General features: G+C 55.6%; 6 protein-coding genes. All 6 read right to left on the reverse strand.

Going from position 1 to position 16,703, the window contains the following annotated elements:
- Window positions 1-65 precede the first annotated feature (65 nt).
- Entirely contained in the window at window positions 66-614 is a 549-nt protein-coding gene (locus tag CAF80_RS13420; RefSeq protein WP_219737006.1) for a DUF2625 family protein, read from the reverse strand.
- Between the two features lie 131 nt (window positions 615-745).
- Window positions 746-1,108 (reverse strand): ribonuclease toxin immunity protein CdiI, encoded by a 363-nt coding sequence (gene cdiI, locus CAF80_RS13425; RefSeq protein WP_074688559.1) that lies wholly within the window; start codon window positions 1,106-1,108, stop codon window positions 746-748.
- 527 nt (window positions 1,109-1,635) lie between these two features.
- Window positions 1,636-2,100: a hypothetical protein gene (locus CAF80_RS13435; protein WP_254778405.1), complete on the reverse strand. Its 465-nt coding sequence runs from the start codon at window positions 2,098-2,100 to the stop codon at window positions 1,636-1,638.
- Between the two features lie 436 nt (window positions 2,101-2,536).
- Window positions 2,537-2,719 carry a hypothetical protein gene (locus CAF80_RS13445; RefSeq protein WP_074688563.1) on the reverse strand — a complete coding sequence of 61 codons (183 nt, stop codon included), beginning with the start codon at window positions 2,717-2,719 and terminating at the stop codon, window positions 2,537-2,539.
- 69 nt (window positions 2,720-2,788) lie between these two features.
- Window positions 2,789-3,319, reverse strand: coding sequence for a hypothetical protein (locus CAF80_RS13450; RefSeq protein WP_246883804.1), 531 nt, complete (start codon window positions 3,317-3,319; stop codon window positions 2,789-2,791).
- Between the two features lie 439 nt (window positions 3,320-3,758).
- A complete protein-coding gene (locus CAF80_RS13460) occupies window positions 3,759-16,685 on the reverse strand; it encodes a hemagglutinin repeat-containing protein (protein WP_256578152.1) in 12,927 nt (4,308 codons plus the stop codon).
- Window positions 16,686-16,703: the final 18 nt, after the last annotated feature.

Below are 16,703 nucleotides of genomic sequence, written 5' to 3' on the forward strand. Positions count from 1 at the left end.
CGCCCGATGCGATGCATCGGGCGTTGGGTGAAACAGGTGTAAACCTATTTCAGGACTAGAAACTATCAGTCAAGACTATATTTAACCTGAGTGCCGTTCGGCAAACTTTTAATCTTATCGGCTATATCGGCTCTGAGCCGCATTCCCTCTATAGCATTAACAACGTACAAATTATCCAAGGAAAACTCACCACCCATTACAAACGGAATCTTGGGCAACAAGCGCATCCCCGCAGCAATTGGACCGTTGCGCTTTTGCCATTGATGCGCTAACGGATATCCCGTCAACACCTCATAGTCGTTAAGAACCATTTGCGCCCAGCTTTCAATATCCGCAGCCAAGTACTCTAAAGACCCAGTTTCTGGATCAAATATATAGATCTTGTCGTCCTTGATACAAAACTGCCCACCAAAGATATCCTCAGCAAAAAAGACACCGCTATCGGCCAAGCCCTTATAACCACTGCGCCACAGATCGGTATGATTCCAATCAGAAAGCCCCGTTTCATTTTGACTCGACTCGCTTGGAAAGACATGCAATGCGCCTTCAAAAGCATAGAAGCCATTGCGCCGACGCAGCACGACCAGAATTTCCTCCGCCAAAATACCAGCCATGTTTCGCACTGGCTCAGTTATCTCTGGCTCGCGCTCACTCAAGGATGAACTTGCAATCGACAACAACTATCCACGGTACAAAGGGGACAGATTTATTTAATAAAATTAATCTGTCCCTTTTTTTCTTAAATTCAAAAAGAGACAACCCGTAAGAATTCTTCTATTTTCGCCTTATCTTCAGGATGACGCTGAAGGTACTTCTCACAAGCTAGCCGAAGATACTCAGTACAAACCGATTCGCTGACGACGATGGAGTCCTCATCACTCGGGGGATAGCCATAGGAAAATTCCACCCCTTCGAAGTGTTCTTCGTCGAACGGGCTGCTTTCATCAGGATAGTTACAGTATGCCCCATCCACACTGAACCCCCATCTTTTCACAAGATAGCCAACCGCCTCGATAAAACGGCCGTCAGTGTACATCCTGTCAAAATACCCTTTAACAATCCAAATAGGGTCTGACTGGCTATATGGCTGACCGAACAACTCTCTCATATGCACCTCAAATTTCTAATTCGTAAAAAAGGAGGACAGATTTATTTAATCAAATAATTCCGCCCCCCCTTTTCTTACCTCTTCTTAATTAACGTCCATCCGTAGCTCTTTTTATATAATCGAGATTTTTGCCCGCCCACCAAATAGACAAGAGCAACGTCAACGGCATACCAATCCACAGAAAGAGCACATTAAAATCAGGCTCGCAAAAAAAATATAGAAAAAACATCAGCAACGAAACCATCACCAAGGAAATTATAAAACATACTGACAACACCATCCCAAGCAGGCCGCAAAAAATCATCACACGAGAGACGATATTATTTCTCACTGTTTGCTTCCTTATAAAACCCAAACGACTTATTAGCCACGCCACCCAAATAAAAAGCCAAATAGATTCTAAAAAGGACTAAAAAATGGGACAGATTTATTAATCAAATAAATCTGTCCCATTTTTTCCGGGTGATACCTGCGCGGATGAGCCCAAGGTCTCCTGGGCCGAGCAAGTGAAAATCATTAGTCATTCATTAAAGCCTCTTGATCCGGGCAAGAAATCCCATGTCGCCCGAGTTAACAGTAAGCACTGCTTGCTCATACCCCTCAAGGTCATCGCCCAACCAGGGCTCATCTGGGCGGAGCACATGAACCTTGACCGTTGCACCGAATTCGTCGCTTGAAACGCTCCCCTGAAGAACACCCGGCAGACCGGATTTATTCCATTGATCAAGTACCAAGGACAACCAGGAAATGGCGGTGGCTAATAAATCATCGCTGACATAATCATCAATATGAACCGAGTTCACGAAACACTCATAACCGGTTCTGTCAGGGAAGCTATCGAGGCCCATATGACTTTGAGGATTCAGAGCTGCGATAAAAATACAACCATCACGCTCGACAAAATCAGAACGTGCAATACGCTCAAGCTCACCCTCCATAACAACGTGCGGCAGGTCAGCCAGCAGCGATTCCATTGCCTTGTTTGCTTTCACAGCAATCCTCAAACATCAGCTCACATTCTCAGCGCTATGGCTAAAGCCAAGGCGTTCCTTGACAGCTCAGAATTCACATTTTAAACCGCCAGTGCAGACACGGCTCTACGGGCAAATACCCGCCACCCTTTACTCCGCCTTAACTACTGTGGCACCTATATTTTCTCCGAAATGATTTCCAACTCATCCCACAGATGGGACAGACCAATACTGCTCATATAAGTCATGTAATCCACAAATCCGGGAAACTTTATTTCGTCGATTGAGAACCACGCCGCTTCGCACTCAGGGCAAATAAAAATAATTGACTCATTCGCTTTTATCATCGCTTTGATAACGTCGCCCTACTGACATCTTGGGCAAATCATATACACCTCCCCAAATATACAAAGGCATACAAAGGGACATACAAAGGGGACAGATTTATTCAATCAAATTAATCTGTCCCCTTTTCTTTCACAAGCATCAGACGCGCCAACACCTCCAGGAAAACACCCGCTTTTTCTTCATCGCTTATCTTGAAGCTCGTAAGTTCTACGCTCAAATGCTGCCAGATCGCGCCCATTGAGAGACCAAATGAACTGCTTGAAATGGCAGAGTACAAAGCTCCGATATTCATCTAAATTTCATCTCACAAAAAAGGGGCAGTTTTATCGAATCAAATAAACCCGCCCTGTTCTCAGTAGCTCTATCTCGGAATAACGATAGGGATAATCATCGGCGCTGGCGGCGCAGGCGGATTGATCATCCCCTTGCTTTCCACCACGAGAACCCCCTTTTTCTTGATGGTATCGAACAACCGTTCAGTTGCTTCCGCATCAACGTAGCCACCCTCGTCAATCGACGCACTCAGAGCCAGTTGTCGCCGTTCCTCCGTTAACTGAAGCTGCTTGGTACGGAAGAATGTATGAAGCGACATCGCTTTGATGTTCGACAATTCGACGTGCACGACCTCGACATACTTCAACGCTTTCGCATCCCACCCCTGGACATAAAGCCCCTTGGCAGTCAGCGCAAAAGTACAAAATTGGTAGGTCCCCGTATTTGACCCCGGCGTGGAGATAATCAATGAGCAGCGGCCGTGCTGGAGAATCGGATCACTCATAGAAGGATCGTCTTTTACGATCTGCGAAGAAAATTGCGCCCGATCATAGTAAACAGTTGCTTTGTCTACTGGCGTGGTGTTGCAGCCTGACACCAGTAAGGTTACGCCCAGCAACAATGAGATTCCGAAACAGCGCATAGTCATCCTTCAAAGAGAAAGCCATTAATAAAAAACGTAAAAGACGGGGATAAAAATGCGACGAACCCGCTTAAACACCCCACCGGCCAATACCCCCGCCCCATTCCGTAGCCTTGACTAAAAGTAAAGGATGCAGATTTACTTAATTAAATAAATCTGCACTCTTTTGCTCTGACTTTACTACTCCGACACCTATATTTTCTCCGAAATAATTTCCAACTCATCCCACAGATGGGACAGACCAATACTCTTCATATAAGTCATGTAGTCCACAAATCCGGGAAACTTTATTTCGTCGATCGAGAACCACGTCGCTTCGCACTCAGGGCAAATAAAAATAATCGACTTATTCGCTTTTATCATCGCTTTGATAACGTCGTCCTGCTCACATCTTGGGCAAATCATATACACCTCTCTATGGAACTGGATAGGCAGTAAGTACTGTGTTGGTTCCTGGTATGACAACGACTTTTACATTAGTCTCTCCCGCGGTCCCCACCACTCGCCCCATCGGCACAATATAGGCCCCAGGATCGTTCGCCACTGGATTCCCTCTCTTCGTCCAGGCCTCGTCAACCACACCCAGTATCTCCTTTCTATCCATACTGAAAACAGTGTGGTTTTGCTTGTTCGGATTCGGCTTGGCGTGTTCCAGGACGTGATTGATTCTAGTGCCCTGCCTGGTTCCTCGACCATATTCCAAGCCTGCCGGCGTCGTCCAGATTCTGGTAGCTTTATCAAATGTTAACTGAAACCCGCTTGTGGAGGTTTTCGGCGGTGCTCCACTACCAGCATTAACTGACAGCACCCGGCTAACTTGCCGGATTCCAAGATTCTTGATTTCTCCCAACGCAGAGTCAATAAGAAACTCGGCAGCCTTCACATAAGGATCGCCTTTCAGAACACTATTGACGTCTTTTTTATCCGCGTCGTTAAATTCTTTCAGTGTCTTTGGATCACGATCAGTCAAGAAGGCAGCTAAATTGATCGCCGACTCTTCCTTTACCCTTTCATACTCAGGGCCAAACGCCTCCTTCAGGGCAGCCTGGGCAGCGAGGCTTACAACCAGTTTAAACGGCCCCATGATGGCCTGAATGGAAAGCCCGATAGCCTGAATCTGTTCCTTCGGAAGGTTATCCGCAAGTTTCAATGCTGAAACGAGCGGACTCAGCATCGCTTCACCTGCATTTCGCGGAAGGTTACTGGTCACCGTCACGCCGATTTCATACGGCATTCCCGGCTTCCAGCCATCAGGCCCCTTGACCGTACAAGTTTTATTTTCGATACAAGAGTTCAGATTGCCATCGAACACTGCCGCTTTATCGGCAAAGTCCACCAACGCTTTCAGGATATTAGGATCGAGAGATTCCAGCGCCTCAAGATCGCCACCAGCGCGAACGATATTTTTTGCAATCGCTAGAGCGCGTTCTTCTCCAAACTCTTTACTAATACTTTTCGGAACATCATTAATATCTACATGTTGCGACTGGATTTTATTCCAGTTGTTTTTTATAGCATCGTAAACCTGGGTCGCTTGTACCTTCTGATTTTCCGTAAAGTCGGTAACGCTGTTTTCCCATTTATCGAGCGTCTTTCCAGGATGGCTGATCGCGTCTATGGAACTGCTGCTGACATACAGATCCGTACGATGCTCTTCGTCCTTGGTAATCTCATACGCCCTGTTCACATCGCGATTGAGACCGCTCGTGGAGTCCTGCCCCGTGGTCTTGTCGTGCCGTACAACAATCTGCCCCGCCCCCACGGTGGCATTGAGCGTCTGCTGACGATCCTTGTCGTACTTGTAACCCTCAACTGCCCAACTGCTCTTGCTCTCTCCTTCCATCCCTTTGTTGGGTTTGTCGGCCTGAGCGCCACCACTGCCACCGTTGGCACTGGCTCCCGTGTAGCTACCACTTACGTTCAAGTAGTAGCCGTGCTCATTATCCTTGCCGGTAATGTTGCGGTAGCCGAGGGTGTCGGTGTCGAGCTTGAGGTTGCCGTTGTCGGCAGTGACCACCGAACCATCAAGTTGAGTATGTTTTTCGGTACGGATATCGACTTTGCTTTTGCCGCTGATAACCGTCTGGTTGTCGACCCAATTGGTTTTGCCGTTGGTTTCGCCGTAACCCAGCGAACCACTGACCGTTGCACCGATGCTGAACGCGACAGTCAGGCTGGCGTCGAACTCTTTGCCCTCGACCTTGCCGGTGTTCGGAACAGAGGACACGGTTAAGTTGCGTCCTACATCTCCAAGGACTTCATCACCGCGCAGAGTGGCGCCAGCAATCGTGGTGTCACGCTTGCTTTCGAAGTTCAGCTTGTTACCTGCATACAGGTACGCTTCCTGCTGCTTCACGCCCTCGCGGTTCAGATCGCCGATACCGACATTTGCCGAGCCATAAACGCCGAATCCATCCTGGCCGGCGATGATGCCGCCTTCGGCACCCCAGCTACGGCGATCGTGTGAACTCTCATAGGCGTTTTGCGCCGACAGAATGTTCAGATCGTTAGCGGCCTTGAGGGAAATGTCCCGCTCGGCAATCGCACGGGTGCCTATCAGGGTCAGATCGTTTTTGGCATCCAGGTTAATACTGCCGCCGGCATTCAGTTGAGTCGCCGTCGAAGTCCCTTGAGTCGATTTGTCCTCGGTACCCGCATTGCTGACACCCACACCCAGCTTGAAGCCACCGTTGGTACCGCCCTTCACACCGCCCTTGCTCTGAGTCGAATGTCCGGAGCTGTCTTGCGAGCCATGCGCGACATCGAAGGTGATGTCTTTGCCTTTGACGTTGATATCACGCCCGGCATTGAACCGGCTGCCGATGACATTGACGTTGTTTCCGGCGTCCAGCGAGATGTCATTGTCTGCCGAAAGTGTCGAAGGCCGTTGTGTCACGGAGGTCTGAGTGTTACTGGAACTGACACTGGATGCGCCAATGTGTCCGTCATACTTCGGCCCGCTGAAGAACTGATCAAGGGTATCAACCGCTTTCAGTACGCTTGAACCTTTGCTGACTCCGTCTTCGCCTTTGCCCGTCCCTTTGAGCCCATCGATCGTATTGCCGATGTTATAGGCGGTGCTCACCGTTATGCCGTTGCGTTTGATGCTGTCACGGATGGTGACTTCGCTAGCCTCTTCCTTGGCATCGATATTGATATTGCGTTCGGCCTTGAAGCGGATATTGTTCTCCGCCACCACGTCGGACCCTTGCAGGTTGATATCGCGACCGGCGTTTACATTGATGTTCATCCCGGCATCGATGGCGCTGCTCGCAGCGGTGTATCCCTTGCTATTGACGCCATGCTGTACGGTTTCACCGCCGACGAACGTCGTGAACGCGTTGCTGTCGATGGTCTGTTTGATACCAACGCTCTTGTCCGTCTCCCAGCTGTTGCTGCGCTGACTGTCAATCGAAGCAACCACATTGACATCGCGACCTGCATCGAGCGAAGCGTTGTTGACGGCACTGATCCCGCTGCCAATGACGTTAATATCGTGAGCCGCATTGAGAAACGCATCGTTGCCGGCACTGACCTGACTTCCGACACTCACAGCACTGACAACTTCACGTCCCCTATTGTGAGAAGTTGCGAATGTCATGTCGGCACCGAACCCAGGCGTTCCGGCAGCCCACCCAATAGCGTCCTTCAACGAAAGACCGACTTTTTTCTTGTATTCCTCTGCACGGCTGTAGGCCTGATCATCTGCGGACGACAGGGTGATATCGCCCTCCTTGTCTACCAGACCGGCATGCAATTCGGCGTCGTTTTTGGCGCTGATTTCACTGGCGTTCAGACGAACATCTCGCCCCCCCAGAATCACCGCATCATGTCCGGCATCCAATTGACTACCGACCTGTGTCACAGCGGTCTGCAACTGGCTGCTGCCACTTTTCGACATACCGAACAGCCCGGTCTTGGTCTTCTTGCTGTAGGAGCCAGATTCTTCGGTGGCGGAAAGTACCGCCACATCCTGAGTTGCCCCCACCACCAGGTCATTACCGGCCTTCAACTGGCTGCCGATGATGGTGACGTTGCGTCCACCATCGAGACTGACCGAGCCATCCTCATCCTTGGAGGTGTTAACGGTGAGGTCGCGGCCCGCCTCGATCACCGAGGCGACATTCTCGCTTTCATAGCTTTGGCGCTCGGTCGTCTTGCTGCGCCCGAACGAGCCGTTTTTCTTCTTGTAGTAGTAGGACGAACTCTCGTCCTTGGCGGAAGCAACCGTGATGTCCTGATCCGCATCCAGGCTGACGTTTTCCTCTGCCTTGATACGACTGGCAATGATGCCCAGGTCGTTGCCCGCCTTCAGTGCAACGTCCCGCCCGGCGTTCAGTACGGATGCTTGTTGAGTGATGCTGTGGGTTTCGTTGGCGAACTTCTTCCCGCGCGAGACGTAATCGCTTTCGTCAGCAGCAGAGGTAATGACGATGTCCTTGCCAGCATCGACCTTGAGATCCCGCTTGGCATCCAGCCGACTGGCAACAACCGCCACATCACGATCGGCACTGATCGTCAGATCCCGCCCGGACTTTACCTCAGCCCCATGCTGGATGATGGTCTGATTGAGGAAGTTGCTGCCACGCGAATCAGTGCGGCGATCCTGCACCGAGGTGATGTTGACATCACGGCTGGCATCGAGCGTCATGTCCCGACTGCTTTGCAATACACCGCCGATATTGCTGATATCACGCCCTGCGTCGACTTTCAGGTCATTGGCCGCTTCGATCCGTGCGGCGTTGTTCAGTACGTCGCGATGTTGCAGCGTGCCGCCGTAGTTGGTGTCATATCCGTAGACATCACGCTGGTTGATCACATCACCGTTGGTGGCCGTCAGGCTGACGTCACGACCGGAGATGACACCGCCGCCCTTGTTGACGATGTTGTTACCGGCCTTGAGGGTCAGACGGTCATCGGCCTCGATCAAACCACTGTTGGTGAGGTTGTTGCCCGCTTCCGCCAACAAATTATTCGAAGCCCGAAGTGTGCCGGCGTTGTTCAGGTCCGCACCGGCAATCAGGGTCACATCACCGCCCTGGATCAGCGCGCCATTTGGCGCCAGGCGATTGTTGGCCTGGGCCAGATATAACACCGGCACCAGGACTTTTTCGCCGTTAACTTCGTGCTCTTCGAGCCAGACGATGTCGTGGGTCAGCGCCGCCACTTGCTGGGCAGTCAGGGTGACGCCCAGCGACAGGTTGAGTTCATTCTTGCTGGTGACGGCGTTGTTCATGAGGTACTTGAACATTGCTTCGTCTGAGGTCTGGCCGTCGATGAATCGCTGCCCCGTGCGGGCAACTACAGCCTGCTGCACGAGGCGCTGTTCGAACAACCCATCACCGAGGCGCTTGGCGCTGGTGTCGGGGTCGTAGCCAAGCTTGCCCAGCAGGTAGTCCGAACTCATGAACTGCTTGAGGTTGGTCAGCGCCGGATTGGTCTCGATCAGATATTTGTGCGGGTTGGAACGCACGCTGGTGTCGGGCAGGCCTTGCACACGTGGTACGTCGAACGAAACCTGTCCACGGTTCGGCGCCATCACGCCAACCGGGCCGTCACCGGCGACCGCGTTGACATTGATCAGCGCGGTTTTGTCGTTAAGGTTCAGCGACGGACGCGAGGCCAGCGTCAGGTCACGTTTCTTCATCGAGACCGGATCGTTCTGGTCGAACTGCAGCTGGGTGGCCGACCTTACGGGCATGCCGTCCGAGCGCTGGGTGGAACTGGCAGCAATGGTGCCGATGGTCCAGTCGCGACCTGCTACGAGTTCCTGATCGCTGCCGTCCTTGCGGCTGAGACGGAACAGACCGTTGTCACCGGTTGGCAAGGTGAATCCTGGGAGGGCCAGCGGGTTGACCTGTTGCTGGGCCAGGTCCGGTGGCAACTGCTGATTCAAGAAAACCACGGTCGGCTTGGCCGAGCTTTTAACCCCGGTATCGGCCCCAGCCTTGGCCGTTCCGTCAAAGTTTGTGTATGGATTGAGGTTACCGTTATTGATCGTGCTTTTAGCGTTGACGGTTACCGCTTGTCCCGCCTGAATAATAGAAGGAACGCTGCCCCCACCGTTGGTGAAAATACGGTCGTCACGCTGCTTCACGCCCGCCAGAATAGGCGCAGGTACTGCGACCTCGGGCCCTATACCGAACTTTGTGTTGATTTTGCTGAGCAACTGCTTGTTCAGCGCCTGGTAATCCCAGTGTGTTCCGCCTTTGTCGGGTTCGTGCCAAGAATCAATATAGTCATACTGATACTTGGAATTCCGATCGGCATAATTCTGCAGATCATCGGTTATCCAACTCGGTCGTTTGTTGGGAAGGCCACCAATCTGGTAAACACGCATCCGCGTGAAGTTGCCCGATTGCAATCCAAAGTTATCGAAGGTATCGACATCCAGCTTGATGCTCTTGCCCGCCGAAATCAGCGATGCCGTATTGGTAAAAGAACCGACGTTAGCGGTCAGGTTTCCCGCTACCGAAAGCGTTGCCTGGGGCCCCGTGATCTTGGAGGTCGATTCAAAACTTTCATTAACGTAGAAAGTGGTGCCGGAAAAAGTAATGTCACCAGAGACAAACTTCTCCTCCCCGATCACACCTTCTGTCTTGTTATTGAAGCTGTTGGCCGACAGCGAAAAATCACCGTCGACATTGATCGACGCCGCCAGGTTGTTGATGGTATTGGCACGTCCGCCATCACTTCCGGCAATGGTCAGATTACCAATGCTGTAAACATCGGCGGTCTGGTTGGTGAAATCATTGGTCAGCAAATTCATTTTGCCGCCGCTGAAGATCAGACTGCGATTGTTCACCAGACTGGCGGTCTTGATCGTCAGGTTTTGCCCGGCGCCCAACGTACCGGTGTTGCTCACGCCACCGGCGGCGATCGTCAGGTCACCATTGGATGTCAGTCGACCACCGGCATTGTTTAGTAGCCCGCCAATATTGAACGTGCCTTGCCCGCCGCTGCCGATTGTTGCGGCACTGCTCAAATTCATTTGTGCCGTATTGAAGGTCAAATCGCCCAGGCTGCTCACTCGGCCATTCCCGCCGTAGCTACCACCCAGTTGGATATCCATCCCGCCATCACTGGCAATCAACCCGTCGTTGTACCAGTTCACCCCGCGCCCGGTGAGCTGGTTCGAGGCCAGCACCTGGCCGCTGGCCGTTTGCGTGAAGTTGTTGACGTTGAGCGTCAGGCGCCCGGCCTGGATGACGCTGCTGTTGGTCCAGCTGTCGGCGTTGAGGGTCAGGCCGCCACGAGTCACCAGCGAGCCGCCGGCGTTCATCACGTTGGCGGTGGAGATGTCGAACTCGCCCACGCCCACGTGGGTCACCGACCCACCGGCGTTAAGGAAGCTCGGCGCTGCCAGAGTGAAATGAGTGTTGGCGGTTTCCACCAGGCCGTTGCGGTTGTCGAACAGGCTGCCTATCTGGAAGTCAGTCTTGCCGCTGGAGCCCAGGGCACGCAGCTTGCCGCTCTGGTTGTCGAGGTTGGTGGCACGCACAGCCAGGGTGCCGGCGCTTTCGATCAGACCACCACGGTTGGTCAAACTCGTGCCCGCACCGAGGTCGATAACGCTGCCGCTGACCTGGCCGGCATTGTTGTTCATCGAGCCGGCGCTAACTTTTACCTGGCCTTTGGCGTAGATGCCGCCACCGCTGTTGTCGAGCGCATTGGCGCCGGCATCCAGCAGGATGTCGCCGGTGTTGGCGGCGATACGGCCGCCGTCGCTATAGATGCCGCCGAGGGCGCGCAAGTCGAGACGGTTGCCTTCGATCTTGCCGCCCTGGCCGTTGCGCAATACACCGGTCAGACGGGTTTGCAGCAAGCCCTTGAGGCTGGACAGCACCCCGCCCCGGCTGTCGAGGCTGGCGGCGGTGATGTTCAGGTCACCGGTCTGGGCGATGAGTTTACCGACCTGGTTGTCGATGGCCCCGGTGCCGGTGTTTACGGTCATCGCGGTGAAACTCTGCACCGCACCTTTGCCGTTGTTCAGTGCTGCGGCGGTCAGGTTGACGGCGGCATCGCGGCTGGAGATCAGGCCGTCGGCGTTGTTGTGCAGGGTGCCATCGGCCTTGAGGTCGAGTTGGCCGTTGGCCGAAATCGTGCCGCCCGCGCTGTTGTTCAGATCACCGTGGGTCAACAGGTCGAGCAGGCTCTGGCTGATCAACTGGCCGCCGCGGTTGTCGAGGCTGGCCGAGCGCTTGATCACCAGCGGCCCGGTGCTGCCGAGCGCGCCGTTGACGTTGGTCAGGGCGCCAAGCAGGTCGAGGGTGACGCTGTCCTTGCCGACCAGACTGCCGCCGCTGTTGTCCAGTTGCGTACCGGTGAAGGTCAGCGCTTTGCTGGCCGTGATCCGGCCACCGGCGTTGTTCAGGGTGGCCGCGCGGACATCCAGGGTGTCACCGCTTTCAATGAAACCGCCGGCGCCGTTGCTGATCGTGCCGCCGGTGATGGTCAGGGTCTGTTTGCCACCACTGGTGACGGTGCCACTGGTGTTGTCCAGGCGGGTGGCCTTGATGGTCACCTCACCGATGCCGCCCAGCCCGCCGTTGCTGTGGTTGATCAACGCACCGCTGAGGTCGATGTTCAGGTTGCCGAGCAGGCTGGAGATGCTGCCTTCCTGGCTGTTGTCGAGGGTGCCACCATTGACGGTCACGCCCTTCCAGCCAGAGATCAGACCGCCCTGGTTTTTCAGCTCGGGCGCGGTGAGGGTCAGTTGATCGTTGCTGATCAGGTTGCCACCACGGTTGTCCAGGCTGTTACCGGTGAGGCTGAAACTGTTGACGCTGGAGATTTCACCTTTCTGGTTATTCAGGGCACGCAGCGTGGCGATGCTCAGCACGCCCTTGCTGTTGATCACACCGCTCTGATTATTGAGGTCGCGTAGGTGGGCAATGCTCAGCGGACCTGTGCTGCTGATCATGCCGTCCTGGTTGTTCAGGTCTTGAGCGGTAGTGCCCAGATCAATGGCCAGACCGGCAATGCCCACCAGCGTGCCACCCTGGTTGTCCAGACCGGTACTGTTAAGGGTCAACTGCTGCGCCGCCTTGATGCTACCTTTGTTGCGGTTGCTCAAGAGGCCGTCGACGGTCACCTCGAGATCGCTGTCGCTCAGCAACACGCCGCCATCGCTGTTATCCAGGCTCGCCGCCCGGATCTGCAACGCGGCGGCGGCGATCTTGCCCTTGATCGAGGTCAGGGCCTTGTCGATGGTCAAGGTGAGTTTCTGGTTGCTCAGCACCTGGCCGCCGCTGTTGTCCAGCGACGCGGCGATCAGGTCAAAGGCCTGCTCGCTGGAAATATCGCCGCCCCGGTTGTTCACGTCACCGAGGTTTTTCAGCAGCAATTGACCTGGCGCCGTGACGAAGCCGTCCTGGTTGTTCAGCGCACCGCCTTTCAGATCAAGAATCAGATTGCCGGTACTGAACAGCTTGCCGCCCTGCTGATCGAGCCCCTTGAGGTTAGCCACCAGAGCATTGGCTGCGCCGATGCTGCCGGAGGTGTTGGTCACCTGATCTGCGTTCAACTCCAGTTGATCAGCGGAATAAATGCTGCCCTGACTGTTGTTGAGATCCCCGGTGTTGATGTTCAGGCCGGTCTTGCTGCTGATGACGCCTTTTTGTTGGTTATCCAGGGCACTGCTGTTGAGTGTAAGCGCGGTGTCGGTGAGCAGTTTGCCGCCCTGGTTGCTGACGGCGCCTCGGGTGTCGACCGTGAGGTTTTTGGCACTGGAGAGCGTGCCGCCGTTGTTGCTAAGGCTTTGGGCATTGATCGCCAGCGCGCCTTCGCTGATCAGGCTGCCCTGATTGTTGTTCAAGTCCGATGACAGGGTGATCGCCAGGTCTTTGCCGCTGCTCAGGCGACCGCTGTTTTCCAGCGTCTGCCCGGTCAGCGTGAGGCCGGTGTCACCACTCATCAGGCCCTTGTTGTGGTTGATGACCTGACCCACCGTCAGCGCCAGATTGCCGCCGGCGGCGATGTAGCCGCTGTCGCTGTTGTCGAGCCAGGCGCCGATCAGGCTCACACCGGCCTTGCTCGACAGCTCACCGCTGCGGTTGTCGACGCGGTCAACGGTGAGTGTCAGCGCTTTTGTGGACCCCACCAGACCTTCCTGACGGTTGTCCAGGCGGGCCGCCGTGACGCGCAGGCCATCATCAGCGATGACCACGCCGGCCTGGTTGTCGAACAGGTCGGTCACGGTCAGGTCGACCTCGCCGCGCCCACGGATTTCGCCACCGGTGTTGTCCAGGCTGGCACTGCGGCTGTCGAGGCCGGCAGAGGCAATCAGGCCCTTGATGTTGCTCAAGGCCTGATCGACAACCAGGGTCAGCTTTTGGTTGCTCAGCAACTTGCCGCCGTCGTTGTTCAGGCTTTGCGCATTCAGGCTCCAGGCGTTCGCACCAGAGATTTCACCTGCGCTGTTGTTCACCTCGGCAAGGTTTTTCAGCAGCAGCTGACCCGGCGTATGCAGGTTGCCGCGCTGGTTGTTCAACAGGCCGTGGTTCATGTCCAGCGTCAGGTCGGCGTTGCTGAACAGCTCGCCGCCATCCTGCTCCAGCGAAGTGACCGAGACGTCGAGTTGCTGCTGGCTGCCGATGCGCCCGCCGGAGTTGTCCAGGTGGGCGGCTTTCAGCTGCAGGGTGCCGTCGGTGGCAAGGCTGCCTTCGTGACGGTTCTTGAATTCACCGGTGGTCAGCGTCGAATCGGCCTTGGCGCTGATGATGCCCTGGTCGCTGTTGTCGAGACTGCCGCTGTTGAACACCAGGCCTTTTTGCGAAGCGATCAGACCGCCCTGGTTCAGCACCGCGCCGGTCGAGGTCAGCGCCATTGCCTCAAGGCTGGACAGTTTGCCCAGGCGATTGTCGAGGCTGCCGACCTTGAGGGTCAGCCGCCCTTCGCTGCTGACCAGACCGCCCTGGTTGTCCATGGCCTCATCGAAGGTCATTTGCAGATCCGCCTGGCTGACGATCCGCCCGCCGACGTTGCTCAAACCAATGCCACTCAGGGTGCTCGCGCCCTTGCTGAAAATCAGGCCATTGGTGGCGTTGATGATCTGCGCGACCTTCAGGCCCAGCGTAGTGTCGGACAACACCTTGCCGCCTTCGCTGTTATCCAGACGTGTGCCGTTGACCAACAGCGCTTGCTGGCTGGACAGCGAACCGCCGCGGTTGTCGATCTGCTCGACATTCACGGTCAGATTTTTCAGTGAGCCGACCAGACCGTCCTGGCGGTTGTCGAGGTTTTTGCCGGTCAGCAGCAAATTGCCTTCGGCGACCAGTTCACCGCCCTGCTGGTTCAGGGTGTCGATGTTGGCGTCGATATCAGCCTTGCCGGAAATTCGCCCAGCGGCGTTGTTCACTTCGCCGGCCTTGAGCGTCATCAGCCCGGTCGAGGTCAGCAGGCCGCCATTGCGGTTATCCAGTTTTTGGCCTTCAAAAGTCAGTGCCGCTTTGCTTTCGAGTCGGCCCTTGTCGCGGTTGTCCAGCTCGCCGACCAGCGCCTTCAACGCCTTGTCCGAACGAATCACCCCGCCCCGGTTATCCGTTTTGGCACTGCTGACTATCAGGTTGTCGAGGCCGGAAATCTTGCCGGCGCGGTTGTCCAGGCGAGTGGCCTGCACGTCCATGGCACCGTTCGCCTGAATCAGGCCCTTGTTCTGGTTGTTCAACTGACCGCTGATGCGGGTGGTCAGCGTGCCTTCGCTGATCAACTGGCCTTGCTGGCTGTTGTCGAGATTTTGCGCGCGCACGTTCAGGGCAGTCTTGCCACCGAGTTTGCCGGTGGCGTTGTTAATCGCTCCCGACGCGGTGATGTCCAGCATCCGCCCGGCCATCAACAGGCCGGCGACGTTATCCAGCGACGTGACGGTCAACACGGTATCGCCCTGACTGCTCAGTTCACCGTTGCGATTGATGAGCTGTCCGACCGTGCCGGTCAGGTTGCCCGCGCTGTTGATGACGCCTTGGGTGTTGAGCACCTGACCGGCGTTGAGGTTCAGAGAAGCGCTGCCCAGCACGCGGCCGGCATTGCGGTTGTCCAGCGTGCCGGCGGTAACACTAGTGTTCTGGCCGCTGAGTGTGCCGCTCTGGTTATTCAGAGTCTGCGCGGCGTTGACAGTCAGGTTGCGGCTCGCGACCAGGCCTTTGCCACGGTTGTCGATGGCTTGCGCACTCAGGCTCAGATCCCCATTGGCATTACGACCACCGTCAGCATTGACCCCGGCTTCGATCGCCCCGGCGTTGGTCAACTGACCGCCCGCACTGAGGCTGATGCTGTCCCGCGCCGCAAGCGTCTGTCGGTTGGTCAGATCGCCCTGAGTCTGCACATTCAGCGAGGTGCCGGCGTAGACCGCCGAGCGAGTTTCCAGGCTGGCGGCCTTGACGTTGACCGCGCCGGTGGCCGAGGTTTCGGCCAGGCTCAACTGGCCGTTGGCGTCGAGCTGGATGTCGCCGCCGCTGGCGATCAGTTTGCCGTCGAGCTTCACCCCGACCCCGGCCTCGGTGCCGACCAGTTTGATCGCCCCGGCGTACATGCCGCCCAGCGCCGAAGAGTCGATGGCCAGTTGCGGCTTGGTGCTACCGTCGTCGGCGCGGGCCGTAGCATTGAGGTTGTCGGCGTTGACGTCGTTGCGCCCGGCAACGATGGTCAGGTTTTTCGCCTGAATCTCGGCGTTGATCTTTGCGCTGCGGGTGATGATTTCGAAGCGGTCGACATTGGTTGCGTTAAGCCCGGCGCCTTCGATCGCGACGCTGCCCTGATCGACCTGGAAACGGTCCAGGCGACCGCTGCCATCCAGCACCGGTTTGCCGGTGGTCAGCGTGACCCGTGGCGAATTGATGAAACCGCAGCCATTGCACGTGATGCCGTACGGGTTGGCGACGATCACCCGCGCCGACTGCCCCGCCACTTCGGTGTAGCCGCGCAACTGGCTCGGGCTGCCACCGATGACTTCGTTGAGGATCGCCTGTGCCGAACCACTGTTTTTCAGGTGCGGGTTGTCAACGATGTACCCGCCCAGTTGGGTGGACGAAGCCTGGTTGGAGCCGTTGTTGAGGATGACGCCCTGCGCGCCGACGTTGTAGTCATGAAACTGGTTGTGCGACAGACCTGCCCCGTTGGGTGTGGCGATGTTGATGATCTGCACGCCGTTGCCGGCGCGGTCGAGCGTAGTGCCAGGGTTGGCCACCACAATGCCGTCGGCCTGGGCCCACATCGGTTGCCAGAACATGACGTTGGCCAGCAAAAACGCCAGCCCGCGCTTGGGCATGCCCCAGAACTGATCACGGCTTTTTACGGCAGCAGATGGCAGGCGAGCAAGAAAGGCGTACTGACGAACGTCCATGTAAAAGTCTCAATGCAA

The sequence above is a fragment of the Pseudomonas sp. B34(2017) genome, assembly GCF_002112915.1.
Lineage (GTDB): Bacteria > Pseudomonadota > Gammaproteobacteria > Pseudomonadales > Pseudomonadaceae > Aquipseudomonas > Aquipseudomonas pharyngis.